This is a genomic window from Kitasatospora sp. NPDC028961, from assembly GCF_055564815.1.
Map to the genome: position 1 here is coordinate 301,060 of NZ_JBVHVO010000004.1, position 17,664 is coordinate 318,723.

Annotated in this window: 8 protein-coding genes; 6 read left to right on the forward strand and 2 right to left on the reverse strand. The window is 75.3% G+C overall.

Going from position 1 to position 17,664, the window contains the following annotated elements; all coding sequences use genetic code 11:
• Positions 1 to 79 precede the first annotated feature (79 nt).
• Together ACZ4UX_RS11620 and ACZ4UX_RS11625 are read left to right on the forward strand one after the other, a co-directional pair.
• Positions 80 to 5,740, forward strand: coding sequence for an amino acid adenylation domain-containing protein (locus ACZ4UX_RS11620; protein ID WP_465706489.1), 5,661 nt, complete (start codon positions 80 to 82; stop codon positions 5,738 to 5,740).
• The gene (locus ACZ4UX_RS11625) at positions 5,737 to 8,937 is read left to right on the forward strand and encodes an amino acid adenylation domain-containing protein (protein ID WP_465706490.1); all 3,201 of its coding nucleotides are present in this window, start codon (positions 5,737 to 5,739) and stop codon (positions 8,935 to 8,937) included. Before ACZ4UX_RS11620 ends, ACZ4UX_RS11625 begins: the two co-directional genes overlap by 4 nt.
• A gap of 67 nt (positions 8,938 to 9,004) precedes the next feature.
• Here ACZ4UX_RS11625 and ACZ4UX_RS11630 read toward each other — a convergent pair whose 3' ends face one another.
• The gene (locus tag ACZ4UX_RS11630; protein WP_352295256.1) at positions 9,005 to 9,697 is read right to left on the reverse strand and encodes a DUF3152 domain-containing protein; all 693 of its coding nucleotides are present in this window, start codon (positions 9,695 to 9,697) and stop codon (positions 9,005 to 9,007) included.
• A gap of 276 nt (positions 9,698 to 9,973) precedes the next feature.
• Positions 9,974 to 13,162 carry a class I adenylate-forming enzyme family protein gene (locus ACZ4UX_RS11635; protein ID WP_465706491.1) on the reverse strand — a complete coding sequence of 1,063 codons (3,189 nt, stop codon included), beginning with the start codon at positions 13,160 to 13,162 and terminating at the stop codon, positions 9,974 to 9,976.
• Positions 13,163 to 13,348: 186 nt separating this feature from the next.
• On the opposite strand from ACZ4UX_RS11635, the gene ACZ4UX_RS11640 reads away from it, so the two are divergent.
• Genes ACZ4UX_RS11640 through ACZ4UX_RS11655 form a run of 4 tightly spaced genes read left to right on the forward strand, consistent with a single transcriptional unit; the run spans position 13,349 to position 17,596 of the window.
• On the forward strand, positions 13,349 to 14,617 hold the full coding sequence (locus tag ACZ4UX_RS11640; protein WP_396487489.1) for an ABC transporter substrate-binding protein: 1,269 nt from the start codon (positions 13,349 to 13,351) through the stop codon (positions 14,615 to 14,617).
• Positions 14,614 to 15,537 (forward strand): carbohydrate ABC transporter permease, encoded by a 924-nt coding sequence (locus ACZ4UX_RS11645; RefSeq protein WP_329491347.1) that lies wholly within the window; start codon positions 14,614 to 14,616, stop codon positions 15,535 to 15,537. The genes ACZ4UX_RS11640 and ACZ4UX_RS11645 overlap by 4 nt, the downstream gene beginning before the upstream one ends.
• Positions 15,534 to 16,367: a carbohydrate ABC transporter permease gene (locus tag ACZ4UX_RS11650; protein WP_329491346.1), complete on the forward strand. Its 834-nt coding sequence runs from the start codon at positions 15,534 to 15,536 to the stop codon at positions 16,365 to 16,367. Before ACZ4UX_RS11645 ends, ACZ4UX_RS11650 begins: the two co-directional genes overlap by 4 nt.
• 50 nt (positions 16,368 to 16,417) lie before the next feature.
• Entirely contained in the window at positions 16,418 to 17,596 is a 1,179-nt protein-coding gene (locus ACZ4UX_RS11655) for an ABC transporter ATP-binding protein (protein ID WP_329491345.1), read from the forward strand.
• The last annotated feature ends 68 nt before the right edge of the window (positions 17,597 to 17,664 follow it).

Sequence of the window (17,664 nt, forward strand, 5' to 3'; positions counted from 1 at the left end):
CCGCGCCGCCCGCTCACCCCGCGGCCGCTCCCGCCCCGAGGGCACCGCCACCTCCGACGTGCGCCGAAATGGATCACCGATGACCGACATCCAGGACCCCACGGCCGGGCTGTCCGCGACCAAGCGCGCCCTGCTCGCCCAGCGGCTGCGGACCGCCTCGGCCCCCGCCAGAACCGTGCCGGCCAGACCGCCCGGCACCGCCCCGCCGCTCTCCAGCGGCCAGGAACGGCTCTGGTTCATGGACCAGTTCGCCCCCGGCTCCACGGCCTACACGCTGGCCCCGGCCCGCCGGCTGCGCGGGCCGCTCGACCGCCACGCGCTGGACGCCGCCCTGACCGACCTGGTCGCGCGGCACGAGGCGCTGCGGATGACCTTCCCCGGTACCCCCGAGGGCACCGCCGAGGTCCGCGTCGCCGAACCCGCCCCGTGCGCGGCCCGGTTCGTCGACGCCACCGCCGACCCAGACCCGGCCGGGCGTGCCACCGCCGAACTCGGCGCCCTGGTGGCCGAGCCCTTCGACCTGGCCGCCGGACCGCTGCTGCGCGCCCTGCTGGTCCGCATCGCACCCGACGAGCACGTGCTCGCGCTGGTGATGCACCACATCGTCAGCGACGGCTGGTCGCTGGACATCCTCCACCGCGAGCTGGACGCGCTCTACGCCCGGCACGCCGACGGCACCCCGGACGGCCTGGCGGCCCCCGCCATCCGGTTCGGCGACTACGCGCACTGGCAGCGCGAGCGGCTGACCGGCGGCGCGCTGGCCGCCTCCCGCGCCTACTGGCGGACCGAGCTGCGCGACGTCCCCGTCCTCGACCTGCCCACGGACCGACCGCGGCCCCCGGTGCTGACCTTCGACGGCGCCGCCCTGGAGTTCCACTGGGGTGCGGAACTCGGCAGCGGCGTCAACGCCCTGGCCCGCTCCGCCAACGCGTCCGCGTACATGGTGCTGATGGCCGCGCTGCAGACCCTGCTGGGCCGGCACACCGGCGTGCGGGACTTCGCCGTCGGCTCGGCCGTCGCGGGCCGCCTCCACCGCGAACTGGAGGACGTCGTCGGGCTGTTCGTCAACATCCTGCCGATCCGGGCCCGGCTGGAGGGCGACCCGACCTTCACCGAGCTGCTCGGCCGGGTCCGCGAGACCACCCTCGACGCGTACACCCACCAGGAGGTGCCCTTCGAGCAGATGGTGGCCGACCTGGAGATCGAGCGCGACGTCAGCCGGTCGGCCGTCTTCCAGGTGAGCTTCGCCTTCCAGAACTACGGCGACCGCACCGCGAGCAGCACCCACACGGGCACCGGCACCAACACCCGCCCCGGTGGCGCACCGGCCCGGGAGGGCTTCGGCCACGAGGCCACCACCACCCGCACCGACCTGGCGCTCTACCTGCGGGAGAAGTCCGACGGCGGCCTGTACGGGCTGCTCACCTACCGCACCGACCTCTTCGACGCCGCGACCGTCCGGCGCCTGGTCGAACGGTTCGAACTGCTCCTCGCCGCCGCGGTGGCCGACCCGGCCCGCCCGGTCTCCCGGCTGCCGCTGCTCACCCCCGGCGAACGGCGGGACGTCCTGGAGACCTGGGCCGCCGGCCCGCCGCTGCCCGCCTCCGCCGGTGCGCCGGACACCCTGACGGCGCTGCTCGCCGCCACCGCCCGGGAGCACCCGGAGCGCCCGGCCGTGGTCCTCGGGGACCGCACGCTCGACTACCGCGAGCTGGAGCAGCGGGCCACCGGCCTCGCCCGGCGGCTGCGGGCGCTCGGTGTGCGGCCCGACGACCGGGTCGCGGTCTGCCTGGAGCAGTCCCCCGAACTGGCGGCGGCCCTGGTCGGCGTGCTCAAGTCCGGCGGTGCCTACCTGCCGCTGGACCCGGAGCAGCCGCCCGCCCGGCTCGCCCACCTGGTGGCCGACGCCGAGGTCCGGGTGCTGGTCACCGACACCGCGCTGCGGGGGCGCTTCCCCGGCTACACCGGCGCCGAGCTGCTGCTCGACGCGGACCCGCCCGGCCCGGAGCCCCTCACGCCCGATCCGGAACCGCTGGACGAGGCCGCCGGCCCGGACCACCTGGCCTACGTGATCTACACCTCGGGCTCGACCGGCGCCCCCAAGGGCGTCGCCGTCCAGCACCGGCAGATCCTCAACTACCTGGCCGGGGTGCGCGAGCGGCTGCGGATCGAGCCCGGCGCGAGCTACGGACTGCTGCAGTCGCTGTCCTTCGACTTCAGCATCACGATGCTCTACCTGGCGCTGAGCAGCGGCGGCCGGGTACACCTGCTCCCCCGCCGGATCGCCGGCGCCGAACTCGCCGAGCAGATCGAGGCCCTGGAGCTCGACTACCTCAAGATGACCCCCTCGCACCTGGCCGCGCTCGGCTCCGACGCCCCGCTGGAGCGGCTGCTGCCGCGCCGGGCGCTGGTGCTCGGCGGCGAGGCCTCGGCCTGGCCGTGGGCCGCCGAACTGGCCGCCCTGGACCGCTGCGCGGTGTTCAACCACTACGGCCCCACCGAGGCGACCGTGGGCGTCACCGTCCACGAGGTCACCGCCGACGCGGCCGGTCCGGGGAGCACCCCCATCGGCACCCCGCTCGCCGGGGCCCGCTGCCACGTGCTCGACGAGCTGCTGCAGCCCGTGCCGCCGGGCGTCACCGGCGAGCTGTACCTGGGCGGCGACCGGCTCGCCCGCGGCTACCTGGGCCGCCCCGACCTGACCGCCGAGCGCTTCGTCGAGGACCCGTTCGGCGCGCCCGGTGACCGGCTCTACCGCACCGGCGACCTCGCGCGCTGGCGGCCCGACGGCACCCTCGACTACCTGGGACGCGGCGACGACCAGATCAAGGTGCGCGGCTACCGCGTGGAGCCGGGCGAGATCGAGGCCGCCCTCACCGCCCTGCCCGGCATCACCCAGGCCGTGGTGCTGGCGCGCGGCGAGGGACTGCGGCAGGCGCTGGTCGGCTACCTCGAACACCCGGGCGGCGGCCCGGCCCCGGCGCCCGCCGAGCTGCGCGAGGCCCTCGCCGAGGTGCTGCCCGACTACATGGTGCCGGCCCGCTTCGTCGTCCTCGACCGGCTCCCCCTGCTGGCCCACGGCAAGGTCGACCGCCGCTCGCTGCCCGAGCCCGAGGAGCCCGCCGCCACCGGCGAGTTCGTCGAACCGCAGGACGAGGCCGAGCGGTTCCTCGCCGGGCTCTGGGCCGAACTGCTCGGGGCGCCCCGGGTCGGCGCCCTGGACGACTTCTTCGAACTCGGCGGGCACTCGCTGCTCGCCACCCAGGTGGTCGCCCGGCTGCGCCGGGCCTACCCCGAACTCCCCAGCCCGGTCGGGGTGATGGACCTCTTCAAGTACCCCACCGTCCGGCGCCTCGCCGCCCTGCTCAGCGACCCGGACGCCGACCGCGGCCCCCGCCGCCTGCTGCACCGGCTCACCCCGGCCGGCCGCCGGACCACCGCCAGCATCGTCTGCACCCCGTACGGCGGCGGCAGCGCGCTCATCTACAAGCCGCTCGCCGACGCGCTGCCCGCCGACTGGGCGCTGCACTCGCTGGCCGTCCCCGGCCACGAGCTGGGCGAGGAGGCGATGGACATCGACGAGGTGGCCGCCCGCTGCGCCCAGGAGATCGTCGACACCGTCGAGGGGCGGATCGTCCTCTACGGCCACTGCGGGGTCGGGGTCCGGCTCGCCGTGGAGGTCGCCCGCCTGGTCGAGGCGGCCGGGCGGGAGATCGAGGCCGTGCACCTCGGCGGGATCTTCCCGTTCGCCCGGCCGCGCGGGCGCGGCGCCGCCGTCGGCGAGCGGTGGGCGCGGATCGCCGACCGGCTCCGCAGCGACCAGGGCATGGTCAACGCCCTGGCGGCGGCCGGTCTGGACACCGACGAGGTCGGCGCCGAGCAGCTGCGCCTGATGGTGCGCAACCGCCGGACCGGTACGAAGGAGGCCGAGCAGTACTTCACCCGGCTCTTCGAGAGCGAGGACGGCCGGATCTCCGCACCGGTGATCGCGGTCTGCGGCGACCGGGACCCGGCCACCGAGTTCTACGAGGAGCGGTACCGGGAGTGGCACCGGCTCAGCGACACCACCGGTGTGGTGGTGCTCGACGAGGCCGGCCACTTCTACCTCAAGTACCGGGCCGCCGAACTCGCCGAGATCCTGACCACCGTGCACCGCTCGGTCGCGGCGGGGCGGGAGCGGCGCCACGAACGGGCCGACGGCGCCACCTGGTGGCTGGCCGGCCTCTCCCGGGACGGCGCCGGGCAGAGCGCCGACGCCCGCCCCGCCGCGCCCGGCCCGCGCACCCCGGCCGGCGCGAAGAGCCCGGCGGCGGCACGGCCGACCATGCGGCGGTTCCTCGGCGTCGCCGCCGGGCAGCAGATCTCCATGATCGGCTCGGCGCTCACCGAGTTCGCCCTGCCGGTCTGGATCTACCTGACCACCGGTTCCCTCGCCCAGTTCGGCCTGCTGGCGGCCTGCGGGCTGGTGCCCGGCATCCTGGCGGCGCCGATCGCCGGCGCCGTCGTGGACCGCGGCGACCGGCGCCGGATCATGCTGTACGGCGACGTCGCGGCCGGCCTGACCCAGGCGGTGATGCTGCTGCTGTTCCTCGCCGACGGCCTGCGGGTCTGGCACGCGTACGTCCTGATCGCGGTACTCTCGACGGCGCTCACCTTCCAGCGGCTGGCCTGGAACTCGGCCGTCCCGCAGCTCGTGCCGAAGCGGTTCCTCGGCCGGGCCAACGGCATCGTCCAGATGGCCTTCGGGCTGGCCCAGTTCCTGGTGCCGCTGTTCGCCGTCGGACTGCTCGCCGCGCTCGGCCTCGGCGGCATCCTCGCCCTCGACGTGGCGAGTTACGTGGTGGCCACCGCCGTCACGCTGGCCGTGCGCTTCCCGGACGTGATGGCGGCCCGGCGGCGGGAGAGCGTCGCCGCCGAGATCCGGGCCGGGTTCCGGCGCGCGCTGGGCAGCCGGCACTTCCGCGCGATGCTGCTGTTCTTCGCCGTCCTCAACATCTTCCTCTCCCCGCTGTTCCTGCTCACCACCCCGCTGGTGCTCTCCTTCGCCCCGCTCGCGGCGGCCGGGTGGGTCGCCGTCGCCGCCGGCCTGGGCGCCGTGCTGGGCGGTCTGACCCTGCTGGTCTGGGGCGGGCCCCGGCGGTTGCGGCTGCGCGGCGTCCTGTTCGCCACCCTCGGGCTGGCCGGCGCCTGCCTGGTGACCGGTCTGCGGCCCTCGGTGCTGCCGGTGGCGCTCGGCGCCTTCGGCATGGCCTACGCGCTGGCCCTGGTCAACGGCGTCTACGCGACGATCGTGCAGACCAAGGTCCCGCTGCGGTTCCACGGCCGGGTGATCGCGGTGAACACCATGGTCGCCTGGTCCACCCTGCCGGTCGGCTTCGCCGTGGTGGCGCCGCTCGGGCCGCGCCTGGTCCAGCCGTGGGTCGACCAGGACGGCGCGCTCGCCGGCACCGTCGGACGGCTGATCGGCACCGGCGAGGGGCGCGGCATCGGCCTGCTCTACCTGCTGTTCGGCCTGGCCATGGTGCTGCTGGTGCTGGCCTGCCTGGCCGTTCCCGCGCTGCGCCACTTCGACCGCGACGTCCCGGACGCCGAGCCCGACGACCTGGTGGGCCTCGCCGCCCTGACGGGCCGCGCCACCACGACCGCCCAGCCCACCCCCACCCCCACCGCCATCCTCACCACCGCGCCCGCCGACACCCCGCCCGCGCGCCGTACCGGAACCGAGGCCGCCGTCCGATGACCAGCACCGACCAGACGACCGGCGCCGCCCGCCCGACCGAGGCCGCCCACCCGCTCACCGAGGAGCAGCGGCGCCTCTGGTTCCTCCAGCAACTGAACCCCGCCGACACGGGCTTCACCATGTACCTCTGCCGACGCTGGAGCGGTCCGCTCGACCAGGGCGCGCTGCGCGCCGCGCTGGACCGCCTGACGGCCCGCCACGAGACCCTGCGCACCCGGTTCGCCCTGGACGGCGAGGCGCCCGTCCAGCTGGTCGAGCCGCCCGCGCCGGTCCCGCTCGCCCTGGTCGAGCTGGCCCCCGGCGCGAGCGAGCGCGACTTCACCGAGGCCTGCCGGCCGGCCGTCAACGCGCCCTTCGACCTGGCCGAGCGGCCGCCGCTGCGCGCCGTCCTGGTCTCCGCCGGGCCGGCCGAGCACGCGCTGGCCGTGGTGGTGCACCACATCGTCTCGGACGGCTGGTCGTTCCGGATCCTCTGGCGCGAACTGCTCGCCCTCTACCGGGAGGAGACCGGCGAGGCGCCGGCCGGCCTGGCACCGCTCGCCCTCCGGTACGGCGACGTCGCCCGCGCCGAGCGGGAGCGCGCGGCGGCCGGCGGCGCCGAGACCGCGTTCCGCTACTGGGCCGAGAAGCTGGCCGGCACCGGCCGGCTGCGGCTGCCGCTGGACCACCCGCGGCCGGACCACCCGCGCCATCCGGCCGGCTTCGCCCCGGTCGAACTCGGCCCCGGACTCACCGCGGCCCTGGACGCACTGGCCCGGCGCGAGCGCTGCACCCCGTTCATGGTGCTGCTGGCCGCCTACCAGTGCGTGCTGGCCCGCTGGACCGGCACCCGGGACTTCCTGGTGGGCACCCCCCTGGCAGGTCGGACCGAAGCCGCCCAGGAGGCACTGGTCGGCTACTTCGCCCGGACCGGGATCATCCGCGCCGACCTCACCGGCGAGCCGGACTTCCGGACGGTGCTGCACCGGGTGCGGACGGCCACCCTGGGCGCGCTGAGCCACCAGGAGGTACCGGTGGAGCGGCTCGCCACCCACCTGGGCCTGCCCGCCGAGGCCGGCGCCGCGCCGCTCTACCAGGCGGTGTTCGTCCACCAGAGTCAGTACGACCTGGCCGGCGGCGACGGCGGCGCCGACCTGCCGACCGGGGTGCGCACCGCCTCGATGGACTCCGGCTTCGAACGCGCCAAGACCGATCTGCTGCTCGACAGCTGGCGGACGCCGGACGGCGGTCTGACGCTCTCCTTCGCCTTCGACCGGGAGGTCCTCGACGACACGACGGTCGCCGCGCTCGGCGCCCGCTGCCGGGCCCTGCTCGCCGCCGTCGTCGAGGACGCGGCGCTGCCGCTGCACGGCGACTGGCTGATCGGGCCGGAGGAGGAGGCCGAACTCCTCGCGCTCGGCACCGGACCGGCGCCCGGCCACGCCGGGCCGGTGCGCCCGTGGCTCCCCCGCTTCGCGGAACGCGTCGCCGCCGCGCCGGACGCCCCGGCCCTGGAGTGCGACGGCCGCACCCTCTCCTACGCCGAACTCGACCGGCGGGCCGACGACCTGGCCGCCCGGCTCGGACCCGTCGCCGGTCAGCTGGTGGCGGTCCGGCTGGCGCCCTCCTTCGACCTGGTGGTCGCGCTGCTCGCGGTCTGGAAGGCCGGGGCCGGCTACCTGCCGATCGACCCGGCGCACCCCGAGGAGCGGCGGCGGCTGATGCTCCGCGAGTCGGGCGCCGTCCTGCTGCTCACCGACGAGGACAGCGAGGGCGCCGAGAGCGGCGCGGGCCCGCGGATCCTCCCGGCCGCCGCGCCCTCCCCGGGTGCGGACCGGGCCGGGCTGGCGTACGTCCTCTACACCTCCGGCTCCACCGGTACCCCCAAGGCGGTGGCCGTCGACCACCCGGCCCTCGCCGCCCGGGTCGACTGGATGGCCGGACCGGACGGCTACCGGCTGGCGCCCGGTGACCGGATCGTCCAGTTCGCCTCGATCGGCTTCGACACCCACGCCGAGGAGCTCTGGCCCGCCCTCGCCGCCGGCGCCTGCGTGGTCCTGCTCCCGGGCGGCGGGCGCACCCTGCCCGAGCTGCTGAGCGGCCCGCACGGCCGGTCCGTCACAGTGCTCGACCTGCCCACGGCGTACTGGGAGGAACTGGTCTCCCTCGACGGGCGGACGCCCTGGCCGGCCGCCCTGCGGCTGGTGGTGCTCGGCGGCTCCGAGGCCCGCGGGGACTCCGTCGCCCGCTGGCGGGAGCGGCACGGCGACGCCGTCCGGCTGGTCAACACCTACGGCCCGACCGAGGCCACCGTGATCGTCACCGCCGCCGACCTCACCGCCCCGGACACCACCCGGCGCCCGCCCCTCGGCCGCCCGCTCCCCGGCGTCCGGCTCTACGTCCTCGACGAGAACGGCGCCCTGCTCCCGCGCGGCGCCGCGGGCGAGCTGCACATCGGCGGCGCCGGCCTGGCCTGCGGCTACCTGGGCCGCCCCGACCTCACCGACGCCGCCTTCCGCCCCGACCCCTTCACCGGCACGAGCCCCGGTGCGCGGATGTACCGCACCGGTGACCGGGCCCGCTGGCGCGCCGACGGGCAGCTGGAGTACCTGGGCCGCACCGACGAGCAGATCAAGCTGCGCGGGTACCGGATCGAACCGGCCGAGATCGAGGCCGCCCTCACCGGCCACCCGGAGGTGGCCGGAGCGGCCGCCGTCGTCCTCGCCGGCCGCCGCCTGGTCGGCTACGCCGTCCCGGCCCCCGGCGCCGAACCCGCACCGGCCGCCCTGCGCGAGCACCTGGCCCGGTCGCTGCCCGCCTACCTCGTCCCGGACACCGTCGTCCTCCTCGACCGGCTGCCGCTGACCCTCAACGGCAAGCTCGACACCGCTGCCCTGCCCGCCCCCGACCCGACCGCCACCGCCGAGTACCTGGCCCCGCGCACCGACGCCGAACAACTCGTCACCGACCTCTGGGGGGAGGTCCTGGGCCTCCCCCGGGTCGGCGTCCTCGACGACTTCTTCGCCCTCGGCGGCGACTCCCTCCTGGTCACCCGCGTGGTCGCCCGGATCCGCGCCGCCGTCGGCCTGGACGTCCCGATCCGCGACGCCTTCGAACTCTCCACCGCCGCCGCCCTCGCCGCCCGGATCGAGGACCTGCTGATCGCCGAGATCGAGGCCCTCAGCGAGGAGGAGGCCGCCGCCCGGCTCACCGACTGAACGCCCGGAACGCGTGACGCCGTTCGCCCCGCCGGAGGTTCGGCGGGGCGAACGGCGTCACGGGTGGCTACGGGGCCGGGGTGGCGGGCGGGAGGAGGGGACCGGTGAGCAGGGTGCCGGTCTCGGAGTAGGGCCAGCCGTTCGGGACGCACCCGTGCAGGCCCTTGATCTGCTGCATCATCACCGGCGCCGGCTGACCGGGGCCGGGGCAGTCGACGTGGCCGAGGCCGAGGATGTGGCCGACCTCGTGGTTGACCGCGAGCGCGTGGTACTGCTCCGGCTGGCCGGTGTAGAACTCGGTCAGCTCGTTCCAGCGCTTGGCGTTGATGACCACCTGGTGGCCCACCCCGCAGTTCACCGACCCGCCGGTGTCCAGCCCGTACTGGCCGCATATCCGGTCGGTGGTCTTCGGGCTCGCCAGGTAGACGGTGAAGTCCACCGGGTCGGCGGGCATCCGCTGGAAGGAGCGCGTGCCGTCGGCGGCCCAGCCGCGCCGGACGTCACCGAGGACGGCGTCGACCGCGGCGGCGAACTGCTCGGGGCTCTCCTTGAGCCCCTTCTCGGCCCGGACCTTGTAGCGGTAGACGTGCTCGCCGCTGCCGAAGAGCGGGGAGCCCCCGGCGGCCGTGGTGAACGCCATCGGGTCCAGCGCCTTGGCGGCGGGCGGGGCCCAGGGCTTCCACCACAGCAGGCCGGCGGTCAGGGCGCCGATCAGCACCACGGCGAGCCCGGCCGCCCAGAGCTTCGCTCCGGCGGACACGCGCCGGAGCCCCCCGAGGCCCCTCATCGGCCGCTCCCCGCCGCGGGGCGGCCGCACCGGAGCGCTGGCCGTGGCACCCGGGGCGTCGGAAGGACGGTGGCGACGGGTCGGAGGCGGTCCGAGGTCTGCGGCGACATGGTGGGGCGAGACTCCTGTACGAAGGGGCGAACGTATGCACGATTGTGCAGGAAAGAACGGACGCCGACGGACGACCGGTTCAAAACGGCCGCTTCCGACCGCTCCCGACCCCGCGCACGCACCCCTTCCACCTCCTTCTCACGCGGCCTCCGGCAAGCGGGCCTCCAGGGCCTGCGCCAGCTCCGCGACGGTCTCCGGAGCGAAGGCGTGCTCGTTGTAGCGCAGCCAGCAGACCAGCCCGCCGTCCGGCTGCTCGACCGCCGCCAGCTCCGGCACGTGCCGGTCCCCGCCCGGCATCGGGTACGGCACGGTCGCGCTGCGCGGCACCTCCCAGGCGGTGCAGGCCAGCCCGGGCAGCTGGGCCGGCGCGCTCCAGCTCTCGTAGCGGAGCCAGGCGGCGAACGGCACCCGGGGGCTGAACTCCGCGAACGGGTAGAGCTGGTGGTCCAGGGCGGCCGTCGAGGCGGTCCGGACCCGGGCCAGCAGTTCGGCGAACCCGGGTGCGCCCGTCGCGTCGATCCGCAGCAGCAGCGACTGGACGAAGCAGCCGACGGCCCGCTCGGCCGCCGGTTCGGTCCGGCCCGGCACCGGGGTCATCAGCACCAGGTCGCCCTGGCCGCTGCGCTCCGCCAGCAGGCCCAGCCAGACCGCCGCGAGCGCCTGGAAGGGCGTCGCGCCCGCCTCGGCCGCGCGGGCCCGCAGGGCCGCGGCCCGCTCCGGCGCGACGGCCAGCCGGTGGGCCGCGCTCAGCACGACCTCGGTGGACCGCCGCCCCGGGAACGGCTCCACCGCCGGCGGCGCGCCCGCCAGGGTGCGGGCGAAGTGGGCGCGGGAGGCCGGCCAGTGGGCGTTGGACCGGGCGACGAGCTCCCGGTACTCGGGTCCCGGCCGGGGGGCTGGCGCCGACCGGCCGCGCCGCAGCGCCGAGTAGAGCACGCCCAGCTCGCGCAGCAGCACCCCGATCGACCAGCCGTCGGCGACCATGTGGTGCACCGCGAGCAGCACGGCGTGGTCGTCCGGGCCCCGGGTGACCACCGCGAGGCGGGTCATCGGCCCCTCGGCGATGTCGGTCAGCCGGTCCCGGACGGCGACCAGCCGGGCGGAGACCGCGTCGTCGCTCTCGCCCGGGGCCTCGACCGGGACGACCTCCACGCCCGGGTCCGCGTCGACCACCGCGCGCCGGATCCCCGGCTGCCCGGCGCCCGGTACCGGGACGAACCGGGTCCGCAGCGCCGGGTGACGGCGCGCCACCTCGTGCAGCGCCTCGGCCAGCAGGTCGGTGCGCAGCGGCTCGGTGACCCGGAACATCACGGCCACCGATCCGACGTTGCGGCCCTCGGCCTCGGCCGTCCAGCGCAGGAAGTTCTCCTGCTGGGAGGTGAGCGGGACGTCGTGCGGCTGGGCGCGCAGCTCCCGGAGGAAGTCCGAGACCTCCTCCTCGGCCGGTGGGCCCGGCTCCCGGACCGTCGTCGGCGCCTCCTTGAGCCAGGCCGCCTGGGCGCGCAGCGAGGGCCGTTCGAAGACCAGGGCGGTGCTCGCCGTGACGCCGAACTCGGCGGAGATCGCGGCGGCCAGCTGGACGGCCCGGAAGGAGTCCCCGCCGAGGGCGAAGAACTCGTCCTCGACGGCCCGCACCGGGCGGCCCAGCACCCGCCGCCAGAGCCCGGCCAGGGCGACCTCGCGGTCGGTGGCGGGCGGGGTACCGGGGGCGGGGTCGGCCGATTCGGTGAACCGGGCCCGCAGTTCGTGCTTCACCACCTTGCCGCTGGGGTTGCGCGGCAGGCGGTCGGTGACCAGGATCCGGACGGGCAGTTCGGCGCGACCGAGCCGGGCGCTCAGGAACAGCCGCAGCTCGTCGAGGTCGAGGCCGTCCGCGGCGGGCACCACGGCGGCGACCGGTACGGCGCCCATCACAGGGTGCGGGACGCCCAGGGCGGCCGCGTCCGCGACCCCCGGGTGGGCGTGCAGCACGTCCTCGATGCGCAGCGTGGAGACCTTCAGCGCACCGGACTTGATGAGGTCGCTCTCCCGGTCCACCAGGTAGAGGTAGCCGTCCGCGTCGAGCCGGCCGAGGTCGCCCATCCGCACCCAGCCGTCCCGGAAGACGGCGGCCGACTCGCCCGGTCCGGCCACGTAGCCGCGCGGCGGGCCGGGCTGGCGCAGCCAGACCTCGCCGACGGCGCCGGGCGCCACCGGGTGCCCGTCCGCGCCGAGCAGCCGCAGGTCGGCCGGGTTGGCCGGGCGGCCGACCGAGCCCGGCCGGCGGGCGTCCACGACGGCCGATATCTGGGCCGGCGAGGACTCGGCGGAGGTGTAGGTGTTGACGACGGTGGCGGTGGGGAGCGCGGCGGTGAGCGCCGTCGCGACCGGCGCGGGCAGCGCGGCCGCCGAGGAGCTGACCAGCAGCACGCTGCCGAGGTCCCGGCGGTGGGCCACGCCGGAGTTCAGCAGTTCCACGGCCATCGAGGGCACCAGGAAGACGGTGCCGACCCGGTGTTCCTCGACGGTCCGGCCGAACTCCTCGGCGTCGAAGCGCGGCAGGCAGATCGTCGCGGGCGCCGCGACCAGGGCGTTGACCAGGACGACCTGGGCCGCGTTGGTGCCGATCGGGAAGGCGTGCACGGCGTGCGCCGAGTGGGCGTACGGCCGGGGTCTGGGATCCAGCCGCTGCCCCGCGGTGAGGCTGGCGTGCGCGGCGTGCACGCCCTTGGGCGCCCCGGTGGTGCCGGAGGTGCCGATCACCTGGGCCAGGTCCTCGGGGCGGGCCCGGTGCGGCGGTTCCTCGGGGGCGCCGGTCACCGCCTCCAGCGCGGCGAGCGGCAGGCAGGGCACGCCGGCCGCGGCCGCCCGGGGGTCCTCCGCCGGGCCGGCCACCGCCAGGCGCACCGCGCTCGCCGTCGCGAGCCGCGCGGTGTCCTCCGGGCCGAGGTCCTCGCGGACCACCACCCCGGCCGCGCCCGCGTAGTGGACGGCGAGGAAGGCCACCGCGTACGCGTCCCAACCGTGGTTGGGGAACAGCAGCAGCACCCGGTCCCCGGGCCGGACCCCGGCGCGGGCGAGTCCGTGGGCGGCGCGGACGGCGCGCTCGCGCCACCGCCGGTAGTCCAGCGGCGCGCCTCCGGGGACGAGCAGGGCGGTCCGTCCGGGGTGCCGGGCCGCCCGGTCGTCCAGCAGATCGGGCAGGGTGAGCGGGGTGCTGACGGCGGATCGGGTGTTGATGACGACTCCCGGAAGGGCCTGGACGGGGACTGCGGCCGATCGGCCGAACGGGTGAATGGTCCAGACCGTAGCGGCTGTGCGGGCCGGCCCGCCAGAGCCACCGGCCACCCGGCACCGATCGAAGCGGAACGGCGCCTGCCCGGTCCGACCGTTCCCGCCGCACGCTGCGGCGGCGGTCGGACCAGCTCTAGCCCACCCGGCGGGTATCGGGTGTGTCGCGCCGTCAGCTCCCGGCCCGACCCCCGCCGCACGCCCTAGCGTGGCCACCCGCAGGCCGCCACCGGAGGGAGAGCCGTGCCGAGACCACGTCACCGGGCCGCACTCGTCCTGGTCCACTTGCTGACCCTGGCCCTCGCCGCCTGCGGCAGCGGCGCCGACGGGGGCGGCGGACCGGTCACCCTCGACTGGTACAACTTCCCCGACGACTCCGGCGCCCTCCAGCAGGCCGCCGACTCCTGCGGCCGCAACTCCGGCGGGCGCTACTCGATCCGCTACAACAAGCTGCCGCGCACCGCCGACGGCCAGCGCCAGCAGCTGGTGCGCCGGCTCGCCGCGCACGACGCCGGGGTGGACATCATGGGCCTCGACGTCACCTGGGCGCCCGAGTTCGCCGAGGCTGGCTGGATCCGCGAGTGGACCGGCGCGCTCAAGGAGCAGGCCGGCGCGGACACCCTGGCCGCCGCGCTGAAGACCGCGACCTGGAAGGACCGGCTGTACGCCGTCCCGTACAACTCCAACACCCAACTGCTCTGGTACCGCGACGACCTGGTCCCCACCCCGCCGCGCACCTGGGCCGAGATGCTCGGCATGGCCGACGCGCTGGCCAAGGCCGGCAAACCGCACTTCGTCGAGGTCCAGGGCGCCCAGTACGAGGGCCTGACGGTCTGGTTCAACACCCTGGTGACCAGCGCCGGCGGTTCGGTGCTCACCCCCGACGCGACCGCCCCCTCGCTCGGGCCGCCGGCCGTCACCGCCGCCGGCGTCATCCGGGACCTCGCCCACTCCCCCGCCGCCGACCCCTCGCTCTCCAACCAGATGGAGGACCAGAACCGGCTGGCGATGGAGTCCGGTTCCGCCGCCTTCGAGCTCAACTACCCGTTCGTCTACCCGGCGATGAAGGCCGACCAGCCCGAGCTGTTCCCGCACTTCCGCTGGGCGCCCTACCCGGCCGTCCTCCCGGACCGCCCGGCGAGCGTGACCATCGGCGGGATCGACCTCGCGGTCGGTGCCTACAGCCGGCACCCCGAGCTGGCCCAGGAGGCCACCCTCTGCCTGCGCAACCGCGACAACCAGTTGACCAACGCGCTCAAGGGCGGCCTGCCGCCGTCGCTGCGCAGCCTCTACACCGCCGCCGAGCTGACCGACAGCTACCCGTTCGCCGCCGACGTGCTGGCGGCGCTGGACTCCGCCTCCGTCCGGCCGCAGACGCCCGCCTACCAGAACGTCTCGATCGCGATCTCGCACGCGCTCTCCCCACCGTCCGCCGTACAGCCGGAGAGCACCGTCTCCGCGCTGAACGGCCAGCTCAGGGACGCGCTCGGCTCGAAGGGGCTGATCCCGTGACCAGGCCGCCCACCCTCCCCGCGACAGCCCCGAAGGGCCTGTCCGAGGGCTCGCGCCAGGAGCGCCGGCTCGGCTGGCTGCTCTGCGCCCCGGCCGTGCTGGTGATGACCGCCGTGACGGCCTACCCGGTCGGCTACGCTGTCTACCTCTCCCTCCAGCGCTACGACCTGCGCTTCCCCCAGCAGGCGGAGTTCGTCTGGTTCGGCAACTACGCCGCCGTGCTCTCCTCCCCGTTCTGGTGGCAGGCGCTCTGGGTGACGGTGCTGATCACCGCCGTCTCGGTGGCCATCGAGCTGGTGCTGGGGCTCGCGCTGGCGCTGGTGATGCACCGGGCGGTGTTCGGCCGGGGCACGGTGCGCACCGCCGTCCTCGTGCCGTACGGGATCGTCACCGTGGTCGCCGCCTACTCCTGGCAGTACGCCTGGACGCCGGACACCGGCTACCTGGCCGCGCTGCTGCCCGAGGGCAGCGCCCCGCTCACCGACCACTGGCAGGCGATCGGGCTGATCATCCTGGCCGAGGTGTGGAAGACCACGCCCTTCATGGCGCTCCTGCTGCTGGCCGGTCTGGCCCTCGTCCCCGGGGAGACCGTCCGGGCCGCGATGGTGGACGGCGCGACCTTCGGCCAGCGGCTGCGGCTGGTGATCCTGCCGCTGATGAAGCCGGCCATCCTGGTCGCCCTGCTCTTCCGCACCCTCGACGCGTTCCGGGTCTTCGACAACATCTACGTCCTGACCGGCGGCTCCAACGACACCGGCTCGGTGTCGATCCTCGGCTACGACAACCTCTTCACCGCGCTCAACCTGGGCATCGGCTCGGCGATCTCGGTGCTGATCTTCCTCTGCGTGGCGGCGATCGCGCTGGTCTTCATCAAGGTGTTCGGCGCCTCGGCGCCCGGTGGCGGGACGGAGGGCCGATGACCTCCCGACGCACGCGCGCGGCGGCCGGCTGGGGCGTCGTCAACCTGCTGGTGGTGCTCTACGCACTGTTCCCCGTCTGGTGGATCGCCGCGCTCTCCTTCAAGGACCCGAGCACGCTGAACGACGGCGACTTCGTCCCGCGCAAGTGGACGCTGGAGAACTACCGGGGCATCTTCCAGACCTCGGACTTCACCCGCGCGCTGGTCAACTCGATCGGCATCGCCGTCATCGCCACCACCATCGCGGTCGTCCTCGGCACCATGGCCGCCTACGCGGTGGCCCGCCTGCGCTTCCCGGGCAAGCGGCTGCTGATCGGGATGTCGCTGCTGATCGCGATGTTCCCGCCGATCTCGCTGGTCTCGCCGCTGTTCAACATCGAGCGGGTCCTGGGCCTCTTCGACACCTGGCCGGGCCTGATCATCCCGTACATGACGTTCTCGCTGCCGCTGGCGATCTACACCCTGTCGGCGTTCTTCCGGGAGATCCCGTGGGACCTGGAGAAGGCGGCGAAGGTGGACGGCGCGACGCCCGCGCAGGCGTTCCGGCTGGTGATCGCGCCGCTGGCGGCGCCGGGCGTGTTCACCACCGGGATCCTGGTCTTCATCTTCTGCTGGAACGACTTCCTCTTCGCCATCTCGCTGACCTCCACCAACGCCGCGCGGACCGTCCCGGCGGCGATCGCGTTCTTCACCGGCAGCTCGCAGTTCCAGCAGCCGACCGGCTCGATCGCCGCGGCGGCCGTGGTGATCACGATCCCGATCGTGGTCTTCGTGCTGCTGTTCCAGCGCCGCATCGTGGCCGGCCTCACCGCCGGCGCCGTCAAGGGCTGACCCCCGAAAAAGCACCCCGCAGGAAGACGTCCCAGGAAGGCAGGCAGGGCATGGCCGAGATCGTCCTCGACGGCATCACCAAGCGCTACCCGGACGGCGCGGTCGCCGTCCACGGCATCGACCTGACCGTCGCGGACGGCGAGTTCGTGATCCTGGTCGGCCCCTCGGGCTGCGGGAAGTCCACCACCCTCAACATGATCGCGGGCCTGGAGGACATCACCGAGGGCACCCTGCGGATCGACGGCCAGGTGGTCAACGACCGCGCACCCAAGGACCGGGACATCGCCATGGTGTTCCAGAGCTACGCGCTCTACCCGCACATGAGCGTCCGCGAGAACATGGGCTTCGCCCTGCGGCTGGCGAAGACCGACAAGGCGGTGATCGCCGCCAAGGTCGAGGAGGCCGCCCGGATCCTCGACCTGACCGAGCACCTGGACCGCCGGCCCGCCAACCTCTCCGGCGGCCAGCGCCAGCGGGTCGCGATGGGCCGGGCGATCGTCCGCGACCCCAAGGCCTTCCTGATGGACGAGCCGCTCTCCAACCTGGACGCCAAGCTCCGGGTGCAGATGCGCACCCAGATCTCCCGCCTCCAGCGCCGGCTGGGCACCACCACCGTCTACGTGACGCACGACCAGGTCGAGGCGATGACGCTCGGCGACCGCGTGGTGGTGCTGCGCGGCGGCGTCGTCCAGCAGGTCGGCGCGCCGCAGCAGCTCTACGACGAGCCGGTCAACCTGTTCGTCGCCGGGTTCATCGGCTCACCGGGGATGAACTTCCTGGACGCCACCCTGGAGCAGGGCGTGCTGCGCACCGCGCTGGCCGACCTGCCGGTGAGCGACCGGCTCCGGCAGCGGCTGACCGCGGCGGACGCGCCGCGCGAGGTGGTCGTCGGGCTGCGGCCCGAGCACTTCGAGGACGCGGCCCTCCTGGAGCACCCGCACGGCGGTCGGACGGCCACCGTCGCCGTCGAGGTGCTGGAGTCGGTCGGCTCCGACGTCTTCGCGCACTTCACGGTCGAGGGCGAGGCGGCCGTCCCGGGTGCGCTGGAGGAGCTGGCCGCGCAACGGCGGGACACCGGCGCCACCGCGCGCGGGCGCGAGGTGGTGGCCCGGATCGGCACCGACACCCGGGCCGCCGAGGGCAGCCCGCTGGAGCTGTGGATCGACACCGACCGGCTGCACGTCTTCGACCCGGTCTCCGGGGCCGCCCTCAGCCACGCCGACCGCTGAGCGCCCGGCCGGGCCCGCCACCGGGCGGCCCGCGCCGACGTGCCGAAGCGGGTGATCCGGGCGATCAT